This is a genomic window from Roseixanthobacter glucoisosaccharinicivorans, from assembly GCF_043195095.2.
Taxonomy (GTDB): Bacteria; Pseudomonadota; Alphaproteobacteria; order Rhizobiales; family Xanthobacteraceae; genus NCEH01.
This window is the reverse complement of record NZ_CM195538.1, coordinates 585,165-602,549: the sequence shown is the minus strand read 5'-3', so window position 1 is coordinate 602,549 and position 17,385 is coordinate 585,165. Positions and strand designations below refer to the sequence as shown.

14 protein-coding genes are annotated in these 17,385 nt (G+C 67.5%); 11 read left to right on the top strand and 3 right to left on the bottom strand.

Features of this window, described 5'->3' with window-relative positions; all coding sequences use genetic code 11:
* Positions 1–3 precede the first annotated feature (3 nt).
* A complete protein-coding gene (locus V5F78_RS02590) occupies positions 4–741 on the bottom strand; it encodes a GntR family transcriptional regulator (protein ID WP_394066807.1) in 738 nt (245 codons plus the stop codon).
* Positions 742–887: 146 nt separating this feature from the next.
* On the opposite strand from V5F78_RS02590, the gene V5F78_RS02585 reads away from it, so the two are divergent.
* From V5F78_RS02585 to V5F78_RS02535, 11 genes are all read left to right on the top strand, one after another.
* On the top strand, positions 888–2,165 hold the full coding sequence (locus V5F78_RS02585; protein WP_394066809.1) for an ABC transporter substrate-binding protein: 1,278 nt from the start codon (positions 888–890) through the stop codon (positions 2,163–2,165).
* Between the two features lie 192 nt (positions 2,166–2,357).
* Positions 2,358–3,239 (top strand): branched-chain amino acid ABC transporter permease, encoded by an 882-nt coding sequence (locus V5F78_RS02580; protein WP_394066810.1) that lies wholly within the window; start codon positions 2,358–2,360, stop codon positions 3,237–3,239.
* 79 nt (positions 3,240–3,318) lie between these two features.
* Positions 3,319–5,844 (top strand): branched-chain amino acid ABC transporter ATP-binding protein/permease, encoded by a 2,526-nt coding sequence (locus V5F78_RS02575; RefSeq protein ID WP_394066905.1) that lies wholly within the window; start codon positions 3,319–3,321, stop codon positions 5,842–5,844.
* A gap of 833 nt (positions 5,845–6,677) precedes the next feature.
* Complete coding sequence (locus V5F78_RS02570) at positions 6,678–7,625, top strand: 3-hydroxyacyl-CoA dehydrogenase (protein ID WP_394066812.1); 948 nt, start codon at positions 6,678–6,680, stop codon at positions 7,623–7,625.
* A 71-nt stretch (positions 7,626–7,696) separates the two neighbouring features.
* Complete coding sequence (gene kce / locus V5F78_RS02565) at positions 7,697–8,653, top strand: 3,5-dioxohexanoate:acetyl-CoA acetone transferase (RefSeq protein ID WP_394066814.1); 957 nt, start codon at positions 7,697–7,699, stop codon at positions 8,651–8,653.
* A gap of 244 nt (positions 8,654–8,897) precedes the next feature.
* Positions 8,898–10,178 (top strand): ABC transporter substrate-binding protein, encoded by a 1,281-nt coding sequence (locus V5F78_RS02560; RefSeq protein ID WP_394066816.1) that lies wholly within the window; start codon positions 8,898–8,900, stop codon positions 10,176–10,178.
* Between the two features lie 472 nt (positions 10,179–10,650).
* On the top strand, positions 10,651–11,535 hold the full coding sequence (locus V5F78_RS02555; protein ID WP_394014563.1) for a branched-chain amino acid ABC transporter permease: 885 nt from the start codon (positions 10,651–10,653) through the stop codon (positions 11,533–11,535).
* An 8-nt stretch (positions 11,536–11,543) separates the two neighbouring features.
* Positions 11,544–12,578 carry a branched-chain amino acid ABC transporter permease gene (locus tag V5F78_RS02550; protein ID WP_394066818.1) on the top strand — a complete coding sequence of 345 codons (1,035 nt, stop codon included), beginning with the start codon at positions 11,544–11,546 and terminating at the stop codon, positions 12,576–12,578.
* Complete coding sequence (locus V5F78_RS02545) at positions 12,575–13,318, top strand: ABC transporter ATP-binding protein (RefSeq protein WP_394066819.1); 744 nt, start codon at positions 12,575–12,577, stop codon at positions 13,316–13,318. The genes V5F78_RS02550 and V5F78_RS02545 overlap by 4 nt, the downstream gene beginning before the upstream one ends.
* A complete protein-coding gene (locus tag V5F78_RS02540) occupies positions 13,299–14,015 on the top strand; it encodes an ABC transporter ATP-binding protein (RefSeq protein WP_394066820.1) in 717 nt (238 codons plus the stop codon). Before V5F78_RS02545 ends, V5F78_RS02540 begins: the two co-directional genes overlap by 20 nt.
* 37 nt (positions 14,016–14,052) lie before the next feature.
* Positions 14,053–14,748 (top strand): SDR family NAD(P)-dependent oxidoreductase, encoded by a 696-nt coding sequence (locus tag V5F78_RS02535; RefSeq protein WP_394066822.1) that lies wholly within the window; start codon positions 14,053–14,055, stop codon positions 14,746–14,748.
* 413 nt (positions 14,749–15,161) lie between these two features.
* Here V5F78_RS02535 and V5F78_RS02530 read toward each other — a convergent pair whose 3' ends face one another.
* Together V5F78_RS02530 and V5F78_RS02525 are read right to left on the bottom strand one after the other, a co-directional pair.
* Entirely contained in the window at positions 15,162–15,869 is a 708-nt protein-coding gene (locus V5F78_RS02530) for a GntR family transcriptional regulator (RefSeq protein ID WP_394066824.1), read from the bottom strand.
* Positions 15,870–15,909: 40 nt separating this feature from the next.
* Complete coding sequence (locus V5F78_RS02525) at positions 15,910–17,019, bottom strand: glycerol dehydrogenase (RefSeq protein WP_509276533.1); 1,110 nt, start codon at positions 17,017–17,019, stop codon at positions 15,910–15,912.
* Positions 17,020–17,385 lie beyond the last annotated feature (366 nt).

Sequence of the window (17,385 nt, the reverse complement as noted above, 5' to 3'; positions counted from 1 at the left end):
GGTTCAGTCCGGCAGGATGCCGCGCGAGAGGATGAAGTCTCCGGCGCTCCAGATGTCCGCCAGCAGCGCCGCGCGCGCCGCCGTGCCGTCGCGCCGGCGCATGGCCTCGACCAGGGCGGCGTGGTGGATATGCGCCTCTCCCGCGCGCACGCGCTCCGGGCCGGCCTGGAAATCCAGGTTCAGCACCGGGCCGATCTGCAGCCACAAGCTCTCGATCATGGTGAACAGGGTGGGCAGGCGGGCGGCGCGATAGAGCGCGAAATGCAGGTCCTTGTTGTAATGCATGGCGGCGGCGCCGTCAGGCCGGGGCTTGTCGCGCTCGGCGGCGAAGGCGCGCTCGCAGCGGATGATCTCGTCCAGGTCCGCATCGGTGACATTCACCGCAGCGGTCTCGGCCGCGAGCCCTTCCAGGCTGGAGCGGATGAGCCGCAATTCCTCGAACCGCGCGCGCGACATGAGGGGCACGCGCACGGCACGGTTGGGCAGCACCTCCAGCGCATTTTCGGCCGCGAGGCGCGAGACCGCCTCGCGCACCGGCATGGCGCTGGTGCCGATGGCGCCCGCGAGCCCGCGCAGCGTGAACCGCTCGCCCGGCGCGGCGCGCCCCGCCAGCAGCAATTCCTTGAGGTCGCGATAGACCGTGTCCGCCAGCGTGACGCGGACGATGCGGCCCATGCGGGTGCCGAGCGTTTCGTCGCTTGCCGGAGCGGGGTCGTCGGCGGGGAGAGGCTTGTGTTCCATCACCATCGTCTGCTAAGTGTGATCACAGATAACAGATTGCCGCGCCAATCGGCAACATTTCCGTCGTCGGATGCAAGGAGGACCCGCCCGCGAGGCGCAAACCTCCTGCGGTTCCCGGCGCGGAACCATAGGGAAGAAACAACGCCATGACCGAAAAGCCCCATCCCGTCCCGATTCTGTCTGCGCCTCTCCCCCGCCGCCGGGTCCTCCAGGGGCTCGGAGCCGCCGCCCTTTTGGGCGGCGTCGGCATGCCCGCCATCGTGAAGGCGCAGGCCGACACCATCACCTTCGGCCATCTCACCCCGCTCACCGGCTTTCTGGGCCCGCTCGGCGCCTATGGGCAGATGGGCGTGCAGCTCGCGGTGGAAGAGATCAACGCCGCCGGCGGCGTGAACGGCCGCAAGATCAACCTGCTCATGGAAGACAGCGTCAATCCCGCCACCGCCTCTTCCAAGGCCGAGCGCTATATCGAGCGCGACAAGGCGGCTGTGATCATCGGCGAGATTTCCTCCGCCTCCTGCCTCGCAATCTCCCAGGTGGCGGCGCGCAACAAGATCGTATTCGTCAACACCGGCGGCAATTCGGACGCCCTGCGCGGCAAGGATTGCAACCGCTACATGTTCCATGTGGAAGGCGCCAACACCCAATATGTGAAGGCGGTGGGCGCGGCGATGCTGCGCGACGGCCTGATCAAGGGCAAGAAGCTGTTCTTCCTCACCGCCGACTATGCCTTCGGCCACGATCTCTCCCGCGTCGCCAAGCTCTATATCGCGGCGAATGGCGGCGAGGTGATCGCCGACGAGCTGGTGCCCACCGACGCCTCGGACTTCTCGGCCTATATGCTGAAGATCCGCCAGATGAAGCCGGACGTGGTGATCTCCAATCTTGCGGGCAATCAGATCACCAATTTCATCAAGCAATATGCCGAATTCGGCCTGCCCTTCCCGTTCGGCGGCTTCGGCTTCGACACCGCCGTGGCCTGGGGCGCCGGCAAGGGCAATTTCGGCGGCGTGTGGCCGTGCATCTGGCACCACGACGTGGAGGCTCCGGCTTCCAAGGCGTTCGTCGCCGCGTTCGTGAAGAAATACGGCAAGCCGCCGGAAAACCAGGCCTGGGGCGATTACGTCGCCACCAAGACGGTCGCCCGCGCCATGAACGAGACCAAGAGCACCGACAGCGCGCAGATCATCGGCTTCTTCGAGAAGGAGCCCAAGCTCGACATCCTGAAGGGCCGCGAGGGCTATTACCGGGCGTGGGATCACCAGTTGATCCAGGAGATGTACACCATCACCGCCAAGCCCGTGGCCCAGGTGAAGGACCAGTGGGACCTGATGGTGCTCGGCAAGGCGGTGCCCGGCCCGAACGACGCGCTCGACGTGATCGCGCCGACGCCGGCGGAAAACGCCTGCTCCTTCCCGGTCTGAGGCCGGCCCTGCCCCCTCCCCAGCCCTCCCCCGCAAGCGGGAGAGGGAGCCCCTTTCGGGAGACCGGAGAAAAGCTCCGTCCCGAGCCCACCAATCCCCTCTCCCGCTTGCGGCGGGGGTTAGGGAGGGGGAAAGCGGGGGAGGGAGCTTCTCGCTTCGGCCGAATACATCGCCCTCAGGACGAAGATCGCCATGCCTCTCGAACTCGTCTTCCTCATCGAGCAATTGCTCAACGGCCTTCTGGTGGGCGTCGCCTATCTGCTGATCGCGCTCGGCCTCTCGCTGATCTTCTCGCTCGGCGGCATCGTGAACCTCGCCCATGGCGGCTTCTATGCCATCGGCGCCTATATTGCGGTGGAAGTGGGCAATCGCTTCGGCTTTCCCGCCGCCTTCGTGGCGGCGCCGCTCTGCGTGGCGCTGATCGGAATGGTGATCGAGCGGGTGCTGTTCGCGCGCTTCTACCGCGCCGATCCCATCCTCTCTTTGCTGCTCACCTTCGGCCTCGCCATGGTGATCGAGCAGGCGCTGCGGATGCTCTTCGGCGCCACGCCGATCCCGTTCGCGATCCCGCAATTCCTGCGCGGACAAGTCTTCATCGGCGACTTCATCTATTCGCGCTATCGCATCGCCATCCTGCTTGTGGCCATGGCGGCCGTGCTCGGCCTGTGGCTGCTGCTCCAGCGCACCGCCTTTGGCCGCGTGGTGCGGGCCGGGGTGCAAAACCCGGACATGGTGGGTGCGCTCGGCATCTCGCTGCGGCCCTATCTGACCGCCGTCGCCGCCATCGGCATCGGCCTCGCCGGGCTCGCGGGCGTGATGCTCGCCCCCATCTCCGGCGTGCATCCGGCCATGGGCGCGGAAATCCTCACCGCCGCGTTCGTGGTGGTGGTCATCGGCGGCCTCGGCTCGTTCTGGGGCGTGGTGGCGGCCGGGCTGCTGGTGGGCGTGGTGCGCGGGCTGACGGTCTATTTCCTGCCGCCGGCCGCCGAGGCCTCCATGTACATGCTGATGCTGATCGTGCTGCTGGTCCGCCCGCGCGGGCTGTTCGGCGAACGCATCCTGCGCTTCGAGTAAGGCGGCCGTGATGCACCAGCCCGTCAGCCGCCGCGACACCGCCCGTCCCGCCTCCCCCGATCCCGCGAAAGGGAGCGCAATGCTCGCCCGGAACGCCAATATCCTGATCGCCGCGGCGGGTCTCCTGGTCCTGCCCTATCTGGTCACGGCGCTCGGCCTGACGCTGACCTCCGCCACCGACATCGTGGTGCTGGCGCTCGCCTGCATGGCGCTGAACCTGCTGGTGGGCTACACCGGCCTGGTCTCGTTCGGCCACGGCGCATGGTTCGGCCTCGGCGCCTATGCGGCGGCGCTGCTCCAGCGCCACGTATTTCCCGAATCCGGTATGATCCTGGTGGTGCCGGCGGCGCTGCTGGTGACGCTGACCGCCATCCCCATCGGCTTCGTGGTGCTGCGCCGGCGCGGCGTCTATTTCTCGCTGCTCACCCTCGCCTTCACCGCTCTGCTCTACACCGTCGCCTTCCGCTGGACCGACCTGACCGGCGGCGAGAACGGGCTCGGCGGCGTGAAGCGCGGCACCGCCTTCGGGCTCGATCTGGAACGCGCGTGGCCGTTCTATCTGGTGGTGGCGCTGGTCACGCTCATCGCGGTCTACGGCCTCCAGCGGTTCGTGCGCTCGCCCCTGGGCGCGGTGCTGGTGGCGATCCGCGAGAATGAGCAGCGGGCGCGCTTCATCGGCTATGACACGACGCTCTACAAGGTCGCCTGCTTCGTGCTCTCGGCCGGGCTCACGGCGCTCGCCGGCGGGTTGATGGTGTTCCACCATCGCTTTGCCTCGGCCGACCCGGTGAGCATCGCCTTTTCCGGCGAATTGCTGGCCATGGTGGTGATCGGCGGCATGCGCTCGTTCCTCGGCCCGGCGCTGGGCGCGCTGTTCTTCGTGCTGTTCCGCGAATTCCTCTCCATGTGGACGCCGGACTGGCTGTTTTACTTCGGCCTGCTGTTCGTCGCCTTTATCGTGTTCTCGCCCACCGGCCTCGTGGGCGTTGCCGGCCGCCTGCTGGCGCCGGTTTTGAAGAAGCGCGAGCAGGGCTCGGCCATGGGCGCGCGCACCGGCGCGGAGCTGCGCCCCTTGCCCGCCTCGCTGCGCAGCCAGCCGCGCTGGACCGGCGCCGGGGCGCTGCTGGAGGCGAAGGACCTCGCCCGCGCGTTCGGCGGCATCAAGGCGGTGCGCTCCGGCGCGGTGGCGGTGAAGGACCGCACGCTGCATGCCCTGATCGGCCCCAACGGCGCCGGCAAGACCACCGCTTTCAACCTGATTTCCGGCATGTTTCGCCCGGATTCCGGCGAGATCCGCCTGGCCGGCGAGCGCATCGACGGGCTGCCGCCCCACAAGGTGTGCGCCAAGGGGCTGGCGCGCTCGTTCCAGATCACCAATCTGTTTCCCACCCTCTCGGTGCACGAGAATTTGCGCCTCGGCGTGCAGGCGACCCACAAGCGCCGGTTCGATCCCTGGACCGACATCGCGGACATTCCCGACATCCATCACGAGACCGGCGAGATGGTCGCCTTTCTCGGCGTCGCCGGCATGGAGAAGGCGGAAGCCGGCGCGCTCTCCTATGGCGGCCAGCGGTTGTTGGACATGGGGCTGGCGCTCACCTCGCGGCCCCGCGTGCTGCTGCTGGACGAGCCTTTGGCCGGCCTTGCCGCGGCCGAGCGCACGCGCGTCTCCAACCTCATCAAGCAGATTTCCGGCGAGGTGCCGGTGCTGCTGGTGGAACACGACATCGACCGGGTGTTCGAATTGGCCGACGCGGTCACCGTGATGGCCGACGGCGCGGTGCTGGTGGACGGCACGGTGGAGGACGCGCGCTCCGACAAGCGCGTGCAGGACGTCTATATCGGCTCCGGCGCGGCGGCGCTCGCCTCCCGCGACCTCGCCACGGCGGCGACCGACACCGTCATGCTGGAACTGTCGAAGGTGGATGCCTTCTACGGCAAGAGCCGCATTCTCACCGAAGTGTCCATGGTGGCGCGCGAGGGCGAGATCGTCGCCCTGCTGGGCCGCAACGGCGCCGGCAAGTCCACCTTGCTCAAGACCATCGTCGGCATCGTGAAGCCTGCCTCTGGCTCGGTGCGCCTCGCGGGCGGAGAACTCGCCGGCCTCTCCTCCGCCGCCATCGCGCGACACGGGGTCGGCTATGTCCCCCAGGGCCGGGCGCTGTTCCACGGCATGAGCGTGCGCCACAATCTGGAGCTGGGCCGGCTGAAGCGCATCACTGGCGCGGGGCGTCACTTCTCGGAAGAAGAAGTGCTCGATCTTTTCCCGCGCCTGAAGGTGCGCCTGGATACGGCGGCCGACCTGCTCTCCGGCGGCGAGCAGCAGATGGTGGCGGTCGCCCGCGCGCTCATGGGCGACACCCGCGTGCTGCTGCTGGACGAGCCGTTCGAGGGGCTCTCTCCGGCGGTGACCGAGGAATTGTTCGACGCCTTCGACCGGCTGCGCCACCAGCTCTCCCTGGTGATCGTGGATCATCATCTCGACGTGGTGCTGAATCTCGCCGACCGCGCGGTGGTGCTGGAGCGCGGGCAGGTGATGCACGAAGGCCCCGCCCGCCCGCTGGCGCGCGACCTCGACCTGCGGCGCAAGGTGCTGTGGCTGTGAGGGAAGTTGCGCGTCCCAGCCAAGTGCAGCGCCGCAGGCGCGGAACGCGAGCCGGGACCCAGCGCACAAACCCGCCGCAGGCGCTTCCATCACAAGCGCGCAGCGCGTGCGCCGGCTGCGCCGTCTTCTCCCCTGGGTCCCGGCTCGGCGCTCCGGCAAAGCCGTCGCTGGGCCGGGACGCAGGACATGCATGCCGGAGAAACCCACCCGCGTCCCAGCCAAGTGCAGCGCCGCAGGCGCGGAACGCAGAGCCGGGATCCAGCGCAAAAAACCGCCGCAGGCGCTTCCATCGCACAAGCGCGCAGCGCGTGCGCCGGCTGCGCCGCCGTCTCCCCTGGGTCCCGGCTCGGCGCTCCGGCAAGGCCGTCGCTGGGCCGGGACGCAGGACACGCATGCCGGAGAAACCCACCCGCGTCCCAGCCAAGTGCAGCGCCGCAGGCGCGGAACGCAGAGCCGGGACCCAGCGCAAAAAACCGCCGCAGGCGCTTCGATCGCAGGCGCGCAAGGGCATGCGCCGGCTGCGCCGGCTTCTCCCTGGGTCCCGGCTCGGCGCTCCGGCAAAGCCGTCGCTGGGCCGGGACGCACCCGCACATGCCGGAGAAACCCACCCGCGTCCCGGCCAAGTGCAGCGCCGCAGGCGCGGAACGCAGAGCCGGGACCCAGCGCAAAAAACCGCCGCAGGCGCTTCCATCGCAAGCGCGCAGCGCGTGCGCCGGCTGCGCCGTCTTTTTCCCTGGGTCCCGGCTCGGCGCTCCGGCGCGCCGTCGCTGGGCCGGGACACGGGAAGCAGGACTGCCCGCCATCTTCAAGCGCCATGATCTGAAAGGCCATCCATGACCAAGATCGCCATCATCGGCTCCGGCTTCATCGGCCGCGCCTGGGCCATCACCTTCGCCCGCGCCGGGTTCGACGTGGCGCTCGCCGACCAGGCGCAGGGCGCGCCCGAGGCGGCGCTCGGCTATATCGACGGCGTCCTGCCGTCGCTCGCCGAAAACGGCCTGCTGAACGGCGATACGCCTGCCGCCGTGCGCGCGCGCCTTTCCGCCGCGCCCTCCTATAGGGCGGCGCTGGATGGCGCCGTGCACGTGCAGGAGAACGCGCCGGAAGCGCTGGACGTGAAGCGCGCTTTGTTCGCCGAGCTGGACCGCCTCGCGGCGCCGAACACGGTGCTTGCCTCCTCCACCTCGGCGCTCCTGCCCTCGGCCTTTTCCGAACACTTGAAGGGCCGCGCGCGGGTGTGCGTGTGCCATCCCATCAACCCGCCCTATCTGATCCCGGCGGTGGAGGTGGTGCCCGCGCCCTGGACCAGCGCCGAGACCATGACCCGCGCCGCCGATCTCATGCGCGCCGCCGGCCAGGCGCCCATCGTGATGAAGACCGAGCTGGACGGCTTCGTCATGAACCGCATGCAGGGCGCCCTGCTGGAAGAGGCGTTCCGCCTGGTGGCGGAAGGCTATGCCAGCGTGGAAGACATCGACGTCGGCATCCGCGAGGGGCTGGCGCTGCGCTGGTCGTTCATGGGGCCGTTCGAGACCATCGACCTCAACGCGCCCGGCGGCGTCGCCGATTATGCGGCGCGCTACCAGCAGATCTATGAGCGCATCTCGCCCAGCCAATGGCACCGGGTGGACTGGACCGGGCCGGTGATGGCGCAGGTGCTCGCCGAGCGCCGCGCGCGCCTGCCGCAAGACCAGCTCGCCGAGCGGCAGGTGTGGCGCGACCGCCGGCTGATGGCGCTCGCCGCCCACAAGCGCAAGGCCGCCACCGATATCGGCGCGTGACGCGCGCCCAAGAAATCTCCTCTGAATTTCTTCTGAATTTCTTCTGAATTCTTTCAGGAAAGGCTGACTTCATGGCTGAGACGAAGACCCCCGCCGCCACCGGACCGCGCAAGGTGGTGATCACCTGCGCCGTCACCGGCGCGATCCACACCCCCACCATGTCGCCCCATCTGCCCATCACGCCGGACGAGATCGTCGCCGACGCGCTGGCCGCGGCGGAAGCGGGCGCCGCGATCCTGCATCTGCACGCGCGCAATCCCGAAACCGGGCAGCCGGACCAGACGCCGGAAGCCTTCGGCCGGTTCCTGCCGCGCATCAAGCAGGCGACGAACGCGGTGATCAACATCACCTCCGGCGGCAGCCCCTATATGAAGGTGGAAGAGCGCGTGCTGCCCGCCGCCACCTTCAAGCCGGAAGTCGCCTCGCTCAACATGGGCTCGATGAATTTCGGCCTGTTCCATTTGCTCGACAAGTATCCGGAGTTCAAGTTCGACTGGGAGCGTACGCATCTGGAAAACACGCGGGACCTCGTCTTCCGCAATACGTTCAAGGATATCGAATATATCCTCCAGACCTGCTACGACAACGGCACCCGCTTCGAGTTCGAATGCTACGACATCGGGCACCTTTACAATCTCGCCCATTTCCTCGACCGGGGCCTGGTGAAGCCGCCTTTGTTCGTGCAGTCGGTGTTCGGGCTGCTGGGCGGCATCGGCCCGCACCCGGAAGACGTCATGCATATGAAGCGCACCTGCGACCGGCTGTTCGGCGATCAGTATCGCTGGTCGGTGCTGGGCGCCGGGCGCCACCAATTGCCGATCGCCGGCATGTCCGCGTCCATGGGCGGCAACGTGCGGGTGGGGCTTGAGGATTCGCTCTGGGCCGGGCGCGGCAAGCTTGCCACCTCCAATGCCGACCAGGTGAAGCTCGCGCGCAAGATCATCGAGGGCCTGGGCCTGGAGATCGCCACCCCCGACGAAGCGCGGCAGATCCTGCAACTGAAGGGCGCCGACAAGACCAACATCTGAACCGACATCGGGAACGGCCGCATGGGCCGTTCCCGTGCGGGCCGCGTGTCTCCCGGCCGGCCCCGCCCCGCGCCCCTTGCCCGACCTCCCCCGCGCGACCTGGCGCCGGGGAGCAGGAATCCCCAATCCTCCCAAACCCCTTCCCGCCCGGCAGCTTGACAGGCTCGCGGCAAAACATGATATATCATGCATACTAATAAGAAGGTCGACCCCGCCGGGAACGGTCATGCATCTGGGAGGAAAAATGCTCACCTTGTCATCATCCAAGGCATGGGGCTTTGCCGCTGCCCTGTTGGCCGGCGCCGCCTTCGCGCCCGCAGCCGGCCATGCCCAGGCGCCGGCGCAGAAGCCGGCCGAGGTCACGATCGGCTTCGTCCTTCCGCTCTCCGGCGGCTCCGCCACCATCGGCAACCAAACCAAGATGGGCGCGCAGGTCGCGGCCGACCAGATCAATGAAAGCGGCGGCATCGCCTCCATGGGCGGTGCCAAGCTGAAATTGATCTTCGCCGACAGCCAGTCCAAGCCCGACATCGGCGCCTCCGAGACCGAGCGGCTGATCCAGCGCGAGAACGTCTCGCTGCTCGTCGGCGCCTATAACAGCGCCGTCACCTTCCCCGCGACCGAGGTGGCCGAGCGCTACAAGACGCCCTGGATCGTCACGGGATCGGTGAAAGACGAAATCACCGAGCGCGGCTTCAAATACGTGTTCCGCCCCAACAACAAGGCCACCTACGACGCGCGCGAGCAGCTCGACGCCATCGACCTCCTCAAGAAGGAGAGCGGACAGGGCCCGAAGACCATCGGCCTGTTCTATGAGGGGTCGGACTGGGGCCGCTCGCATGTGGCGAACATCAAGAAGTTCGCCAAGGAGCGCGGCTACGAAATCACGCTCGACGAGAGCTTCCCGCCCAACCAGGTGGACTTCACCGCCCAGCTGCTGAAGATCCGCGCCTCCAAGCCGGACGCGCTGATTGTCGTGGCCTATACGCCGGACCATATCCTGTTCACGCGCCAGTATTTCGAGAACAAGATCAATATTCCCTACGGCATCCACTCGGTCGGCGGCGGCTCGGAAGACCCGTCTTATTATAAGGCCGTGCCGCAGAAGGCCGTGGACTATCTGTTCGTGCAGGAAGACTGGCAGATCGACCGCCTGAAGACCGACCAGGACCCGAAGGTGCTTGACGCCAACGCCCGCTTCAAGACGCTGGCCGGCTACGACATCAATTCCTACGGCGCCCAGGGCGTGTCCAACATGTACATCATCAAGGATGTGCTGGAGCGCGCCGCCTCCGCCGATCGCGAGAAGATCCGCGATGCGCTGGCCGCCACTGACATCACCTCCGGCATGCCGCTGATCGTGGGCTACCAGCGCATCAAGTTCGACGACCAGGGGCAGAACACCTTCGCGCACGGGGTGATCTCCGAGAATATCGGTGGCGAACGCCTCACCGTGTGGCCGCTGGAAAACCGCGCCGCCACCACCAAGCCGGTGTGGCCCGTGCCGGACTGGTCCAAGCGCTGACCCCCGCCTGAGCGGCGGGGCCGCAAGGTCCCGCCGGTCTTTTTCAAAGCGCCGGGGAAGCCGGGGTGTAGACGCCGGGGCGCATTCGCGTCCCGGACCAGCGACGGCGCAGCCGGAGCGCCGAGCCGGGACCCAGGGACAACACCTGCGGAGCAGTCAAGACGCGCATGAGCCTCTGTGGAGGGCGCGTCTGGCATTGGGAAAAGCATCGCCCCCCGCTCCCGGTGCCCCCTCCCCAGCCCTCCCCCGCAAGCGGGAGAGGGAGCGCGCGAAACTAATCGTCGACCCTTTCACCCGCCGATGCTGCACGGGTTCTTGCTTCGGCGTGCGGGCGAGGACTGCATCCGTCCCCTCTCCCGCTTGCGGGGGAGGGCTAGGGAGGGGGAAACGAAGCAGAGGCCGCACGCCCCCGGCCTTCGTCCAAAGCAACGCCTCATCCCGCCGACCAAATGACCTTACGGGAGTTTGATATATGGATCTGTTGACCCTCTCGTTCGCGGTCATTAACGGGCTTTTGATCGGCGGCATCTATGGCGGGGTGGCGCTGGGGCTGAGCCTGATCTTTGGCGTCATGCGGGTGATCAATTTCGCCCATGGCTCGTTCCTGATGCTGGCCATGTATTGCTCCTATCTGCTGTGGGCGAGCCTCGGCCTGCATCCGTATGTGAGCATTCTCGCCACCGTGCCGTTCCTGTTCGTGGTCGGCTATTTCGTGCAGGGCGTGGTGATCTCGCCGCTGTTCAAGCGCGAGCGCGCCCTGGTGGTGGAGCCCACCAGCGCGCTGCTACTCACCGCCGGCGTCTATCTGGTGGTGGACAATATCGTGCTCATGGCCTTCGGGCCGGACGTGCGCTCGGTGGCGGTCGACATCACCTATGAATCGATCTTCGTCGCCGGCCTGCCCATCAATCTCGCCCGCCTTGTCGGATTTTTGGCCGCCATCGTGGTGGCGGCGGCGCTGTCCTTCTGGCTGAAGCATTCGGAGATGGGACGGGCGATCCGCGCCACCGCGCAGAACCGCGATGCCGCCTCGCTTTCCGGCATCAATGTGCAGAGGGTCTATAACGTCACCTTCGGCCTCGGCTGCGCGGTGCTCGGCCTGTTCGGCGCGTTGCTGGTGCCGTTCTTCTCCATCACGCCGAACATCGGCCTGTCGTTCGGCATCAAGTCGTTCCTGGTGGTGGTGCTGGGCGGCATCGGCTCGATCCCCGGCTCGATCCTCGGCGGCCTGCTGCTGGGCGTGTTCGAATCCGTCGCCTCGCAATTCGTCACGGCGACCTCGGCCGCGATCTTCTCGTTCGGCCTGTTCATCGCGATCCTGCTGCTGCGGCCGGCCGGCCTCATGGGCCGGGCCTGAGGTTTCCCATGCGCACCAAAATCACCTTCGTCCTCGGCCTGCCGCTGCTGGCGCTCGCCCTCGCGATCCCGCTGTTCGTGACCGACAGCTACATTCTGCACTCCATGGCGATGGTCCTGTTCTTCGCCTATATGGCCTCGTCCTGGAACTTCGTGTGCGGCTATGTGGGCCAGCTCTCGCTTGGCCATTCCGCCTTCGCCGGGGTGGCGGGCTATGTCACCGTGCTGCTGTTCACCCAGCTCGGCGTGACGCCCTGGATTGGCATGCTGGCGGGCGGGGCGTTCGCGGCCCTGCTCTCGGTGCCGGTGGGCTATGCCACCTTCCGCCTGAAGGGGCCCTATTTCACGCTGACCACCATCGCGTTCGCGGAAATCCTGCGCATCTGGCTGGAGAATACCGACGATTTCCTGGGCATTCCGCTGAAGGGCGCGCAGGGGCTCACAGTGCCGCCGGTGGGGGGCTCAAGCTTCCTCGCCTTTCAGTTCGACGGCAAGGTGCCCTATTATTACATCATCCTCGCCATGCTCGTGGGCGTGATGGCGGCGACCGCCTTGATGGAGCGTTCGCGCCTCGGCTTTTATCTCAAAGCCATTCGCGGCGACCGCGACGGGGCGGAGGCGCTGGGCGTCGATCCCACCCGCTACAGCCTCACCGCGCTCGCCATCAGCGCCTTCCTCACCGGCCTCGGCGGCGCCTATTACGCGCAGCTGTTCCGCTACATCAATCCGGAGCGGAACATGGGCATCGACCTCTCCATCGACATGGCCATCATGACCATCGTCGGCGGCCAGGGCACCATCCTCGGGCCGACGCTGGGCGCGCTGCTGCTGCATCCCATCGGCGAGATGGTGCGCGCCACCATCGGCGGCAGTTTCCTCGGCCTGCATCTGGTCCTCTACGGGCTGATGCTCATCCTGGCCGTGATCTATTTTCCGAAGGGGATCATCGTGCCGCTGCAACGCCTGCTGAACGGGCGCAAGGCCAAGCCGGCGGCAAGCCGCACCGGCGTGAAGGCCGACGCGCTGGAGGGCAAGGGACAATGAGCGCGACGCAGAAAATCCTGGACGTGAAGGGCATTTCCAAAAGGTTCGGCGGCGTGCAGGCGGTCTCCACCTTGTCATTCCACTTGAACCAGGGCGAGATCCTCGGGCTGCTCGGCCCCAATGGCGCGGGCAAGACCACGGCCTTCAACATGATCGCCGGCGCCCTTCGCTCGGACACCGGCGAAATCCTGTTCGAGGGGCGCAGCCTCGCCAATCTCAAGCCGTGGGACATCTGCCGGCTCGGCATCGCGCGCACCTTCCAGCTCTCCAAGCCGTTCGGCGGGCTCAGCGTGCTGGAGAATGTGATGGTCGGCAGCTTCGTGCGCACGTCGGCGGAGGCGCAAGCCCGCGCCGAGGCGCAGAAGGTGGTGGACTTCCTCGACATGGGCGCAAAGGCCCACACCGACGCCGACGACCTCACCGCCTTCGACCGCCGCAAGCTGGAATTGGGCCGCGCGCTCGCCACCAAGCCGCGCCTGCTTTTGATGGACGAGGTGGTGGCCGGCGCCACCCCCAACGAAGCCGGCGAGATGGTGCATCTGGTGCGCAAGGTGCGCGACCTCGGCATCACCATCCTGATCGTGGAGCATGTGATGAAGGTCATCATGGGCCTGTCGGACCGGGTGATCGTGCTCGACTATGGCAAGCTGATCGCCGACGGCCCGCCCAAGGAGGTGGTGCGCCAGCCGGACGTCCTCAAAGCCTATTTCGGAGAGCGCTATGTCGACGCCCGCGCTTGAGGTCCGCGACCTGTGGTCCGGCTATGGCGACCAGGACGTGCTGCGCGGCATCAATTTGGTGCTGGAGCCGCGCACCATCGTCGCTTTGATCGGCGCCAACGGCGCCGGCAAGTCCACCTTGCTGCGCACCCTCTCCGGCCTGCTGCGGCCGCACCGGGGCGAGGCGAAGCTCTATGGCGAAAGCATCTTCTGCCTGCCGCCCCACAAGGTGGTGGAAAGCGGCTTCGTGCAGTCGCCCGAGGGCAAGCAATTGTTCCTCGGCATGTCGATCCGCGAGAACCTGCTGGTGGGGGCGCAGAACACGCGCGCCCGCGCGCGCCGCGACCAGACGCTGGAGGAAGTGTTCGAGCTGTTCCCCATCCTGCGCGAGCGCCAGGCGCTGAACGCCTCCACCCTCTCGGGCGGGCAGCAGCAGATGGTGGCGGTGGGCCGTGCGCTCATGGCCCTGCCGCGCGTGCTGGCGCTGGACGAGCCCTCGCTCGGCCTCGCCCCCATCATGGTGGATCGCCTGTTCGAGAGCATCGCCAAGATCAAGGAGCGCGATCTCACGATCCTGATCATCGAGCAGAACGTATTCCAGGTGTTGGAAATGGCCGATTACGGCTATGTGCTTGAGAATGGCGTTATGACGCTGAGCGGCACCGGGGCGGAACTGCTCGCGGACGACCATCTGCGCGCCAGCTATCTCGGCCTGTGACGGCCGCCACAAAGAGACACAGGGACGGAGACCTTTCGTGAGCAGCACCAAGATCGCCATCGTCACCGGGGGCGGCACCGGCATCGGCCGCGCGGTCGCGGAACGCCTCCTTGAGGCGGGCTATACGCCGCTCGCGGTCGGCCGCGACAAGGATGCGGATTTCGCGCTCGACTTCGCCGAGCTGGACGTGACCGACGCCGCCGCCATCGCCGCGCTCGCCGCGCGCTATTCCGAGGTGTCGGCGGTGGTGAACTGCGCCGGCATGATCCTGCACGACATGAAGGAATTCGAGCCGGAGGGCTTCCGCCGGGTGCTCGACGTCAACCTCACCGGCTCTCATCTCGTCACCATGGCGTTCCGCCAGGCGCTGGCGGCGGCGGGCGGCAGCGTGGTGAACATCGCCTCCATGTGGAGCTATTTCGGCTCGGGGCGGAACCCGGCCTATGCCTCGTCCAAGGGCGCGATTGTGCAGCTGACCCGCTCGCTGGCGGTGGCGCTGGCGCCGGAACAGATCCGCGTGAATGCGGTGGCGCCGGGCTGGATCGAAACCCGCCTCTCGGCCGGCGCCTTGCAAAATCCCGAGCGCGCGGCGCCCATCATGGCGCGCATTCCCATGCAGCGCTGGGGTTCGCCGGCGGACGTGGCTGAGGTGGTGAACTTCCTGCTCTCGCCGGCGGCGGGCTATGTGACCGGCGCGATCATTCCGGTGGACGGCGGCTACGGCATCGCCTGAGCAGGCCGGCGATTGCATCCCGGCCAAGTGCAACGCCCGCGGCGCGGAACGCATCCCGGTCAAGTGCAGCGCCTCTGGCGCGGAACGCGAGCCGGGACCCAGCGCAAGGACGCCGCCGAAGGCGCTTCCTTAGAGGAGCGCGCGGCGCGGTTTGCCTGCTGCGCAGGAGCCGTGTGCTGGGTCCCGGCTCAGCGCTCCGGCTCCGCCGTCGCTGGGCCGGGACGCGAGGGCGGCACGAGCGTGCTCCCCTCTCCGCCTGCCCCCTCCCCATCCCTGCCCTGCACGCGGGAGAGGGAGCGCATTGGCGCTGATCGAACCGCCTCACCCGCACGAGCCATAGATCCCCTCTCCCGCGTGCGGGGGAGGGTTAGGGAGGGGGAAATCGGGCCGCACGGGCCGTGAGCAAACTGCGCCTATCCCAGCCGCTGCGCCGCGCCATCCTTGCCGGCGGGCGCACGCGATTGCGCCTCCACCCAGGCCACCAGCACGCGGCCCCATTCGATATCCGCCTGGATCGCCTCGCGCGCGGCGGCCGGATCGCGGGCGCGCAGCGCGGTGAGCACGTCGTAATGCTTGTGCTCCTTGCCGGCGATCTGGCGCGGCGGCATGGTGGAATGGAACACGCTCAAGAGCGGCCCCATCAGCGTCCACATGTTCTCGACGATGGATTCCACCCGCGGCAATTGGGCGATGTCCAGCAGCGCGAAATGGAAGTCGCGATTCTTGATGCTGGCTTTCTTGGGATTGGTCGCCGCGGCCTCGATGAATTCGGCCTGGATCGCTTCCAGCTTGCGCAATTGCTTGTCGGTGATCAGCCGCGCCGCCCGCGCCGCCGCCACCCCTTCAAGCTGCACGCGGATGAGCTGGATCTCCTGCAGGCGCTCTGAATCCAGCAGCGGCACGTGGATGGCGGTGGCGGCCTTCATCTCCAGCGCCTGCTCGCTCACGAGGCGGAAGATCGCCTCGCGCACGGGGGTGATGCTGGTGCCGAGTTCGGCCGCCAGCGCCGAGATGCGCAGGCGCTCGCCGGGCTCGAACTGCCCGTCGATCAGCGCCCGCCGGATGCGGCCATAGACCCGCGCCGACAGATTCTCTTTCTCGACTTGCTGCAGCTCGGCCATCTGATCCCGCGATTCCCTACTTAAACCCTCAAAACATATATCATATTGCCGCCCGCAGCGCCTGCGACGCGCTGCCCGCGCGCGCTTCCAGCGCGAGGATGGCGGCGACGATCTCGGCCTCGTCCAGCACGCGGGGGAAATGGCGGGCGTGGGGCGCGGTCAGCGTGAGGCGCGCGATGGTCTCGGCTTCCTCGCCCGTCGGCCCCGCGCCGGCGAGCGCGGCAAGGCTCACGGGAAGGCCGATGCGGCCATAGAAGGCGATGATGTCGTCCATGAAGGCCTCGTCCCGGCCTTCCAGGACCAATTGCACGAGCCCGCCATAGGCCACCTGCAAGCCATGGAGGGCATTGGCATATTTCGGCACGGCGGAGAGCCCGCGCGTCATGGAATGGGAGATGGAGAGACCGCCGCTTTCGAACGCGAGCCCGCTCATCAGAACGGTGGCCTCCACCACCAGATCGAGCGCATCGTCGGCGCTCTTGCGGTCCACGGCGGCGAGCGCGTCCTCGGCATGGGCGCGCAGGATGTCGTAGCATCCGCGCGCGAGGATCAGCGCGCTTTCCACCGGCGCGCCGCCATAGATGTTCTTGCCCTTGGCGCGCACGCAGCGTTCCACCTCGAACAGCTTCACCACCGCATCGCCAATGCCGGCGAGGAACAGATGGCGCGGCGCCTGGGCGATCACCTGCGTATCCACCACCACGAGGTCGGGATTGGCGGGGAGCTTCTCCACCGCCAGCAGGCGGTGGTGTTCGTCATAGAGCACGTAATTGTGGCTGGTGGGCGCGTCGGTGGAGGCGATGGTGGGGATGGTCGCGACCTTGGCGCCGAGCCGCCCGGCGAGCGCCTTGCCGGCGTCGATGCATTTCCCGCCGCCGGCCGCCGCCACCAGGCTCGGCACGCGCGCGCCGCATTCCGCCACCAGCCGGTCCACCTCGGTGGGCGAGCTTTCGCCGCCGAAGGGAATGCGCCGCAGGTCCACCCCCGCCGCCGCGCAGGCTTGCGCGATCCGCGCGCCATGGGCGGCGTCGATGAACGGGTCGATCACCAGCACCGCATCGGTGGTGATGCGGGCGAGTTCGGTGCCCAGATGATCGAGCGCGCCCGCGCCCTGAATGTAGCGACGCGGGGCTCCGAAGACCTTCATCATTGCTCTTCCTCGATGGCGCGTTGACCGCGCCAGATGTGATTTTGACGACATGCCAATGCCCTGCCAACGGCCATCGCATTTCGATTAGAATATGATATATCGTGTATGAGTGATCCGCAATTCGCGGGCCGGAAGAAACAGCCGGAGGGTTGCGCCGTCCCGACGAGCGCGGCCCCCTCACCCGCCCGCACGCGGGCGACCTCTCCCCGCCTGGGAGAGGTGAAGACGGCGGAATTCCCCCTCTCCCCACCGGGGAGAGGGTTGGGGTGAGGGGTACCCGCCGCAAACGCCGCATCGCCTCAAAGCGGGCGCACAGCCCCGTCACCCGCCCGCACGCGGGCGACCTCTCCGGTGGGGAGAGGTGGG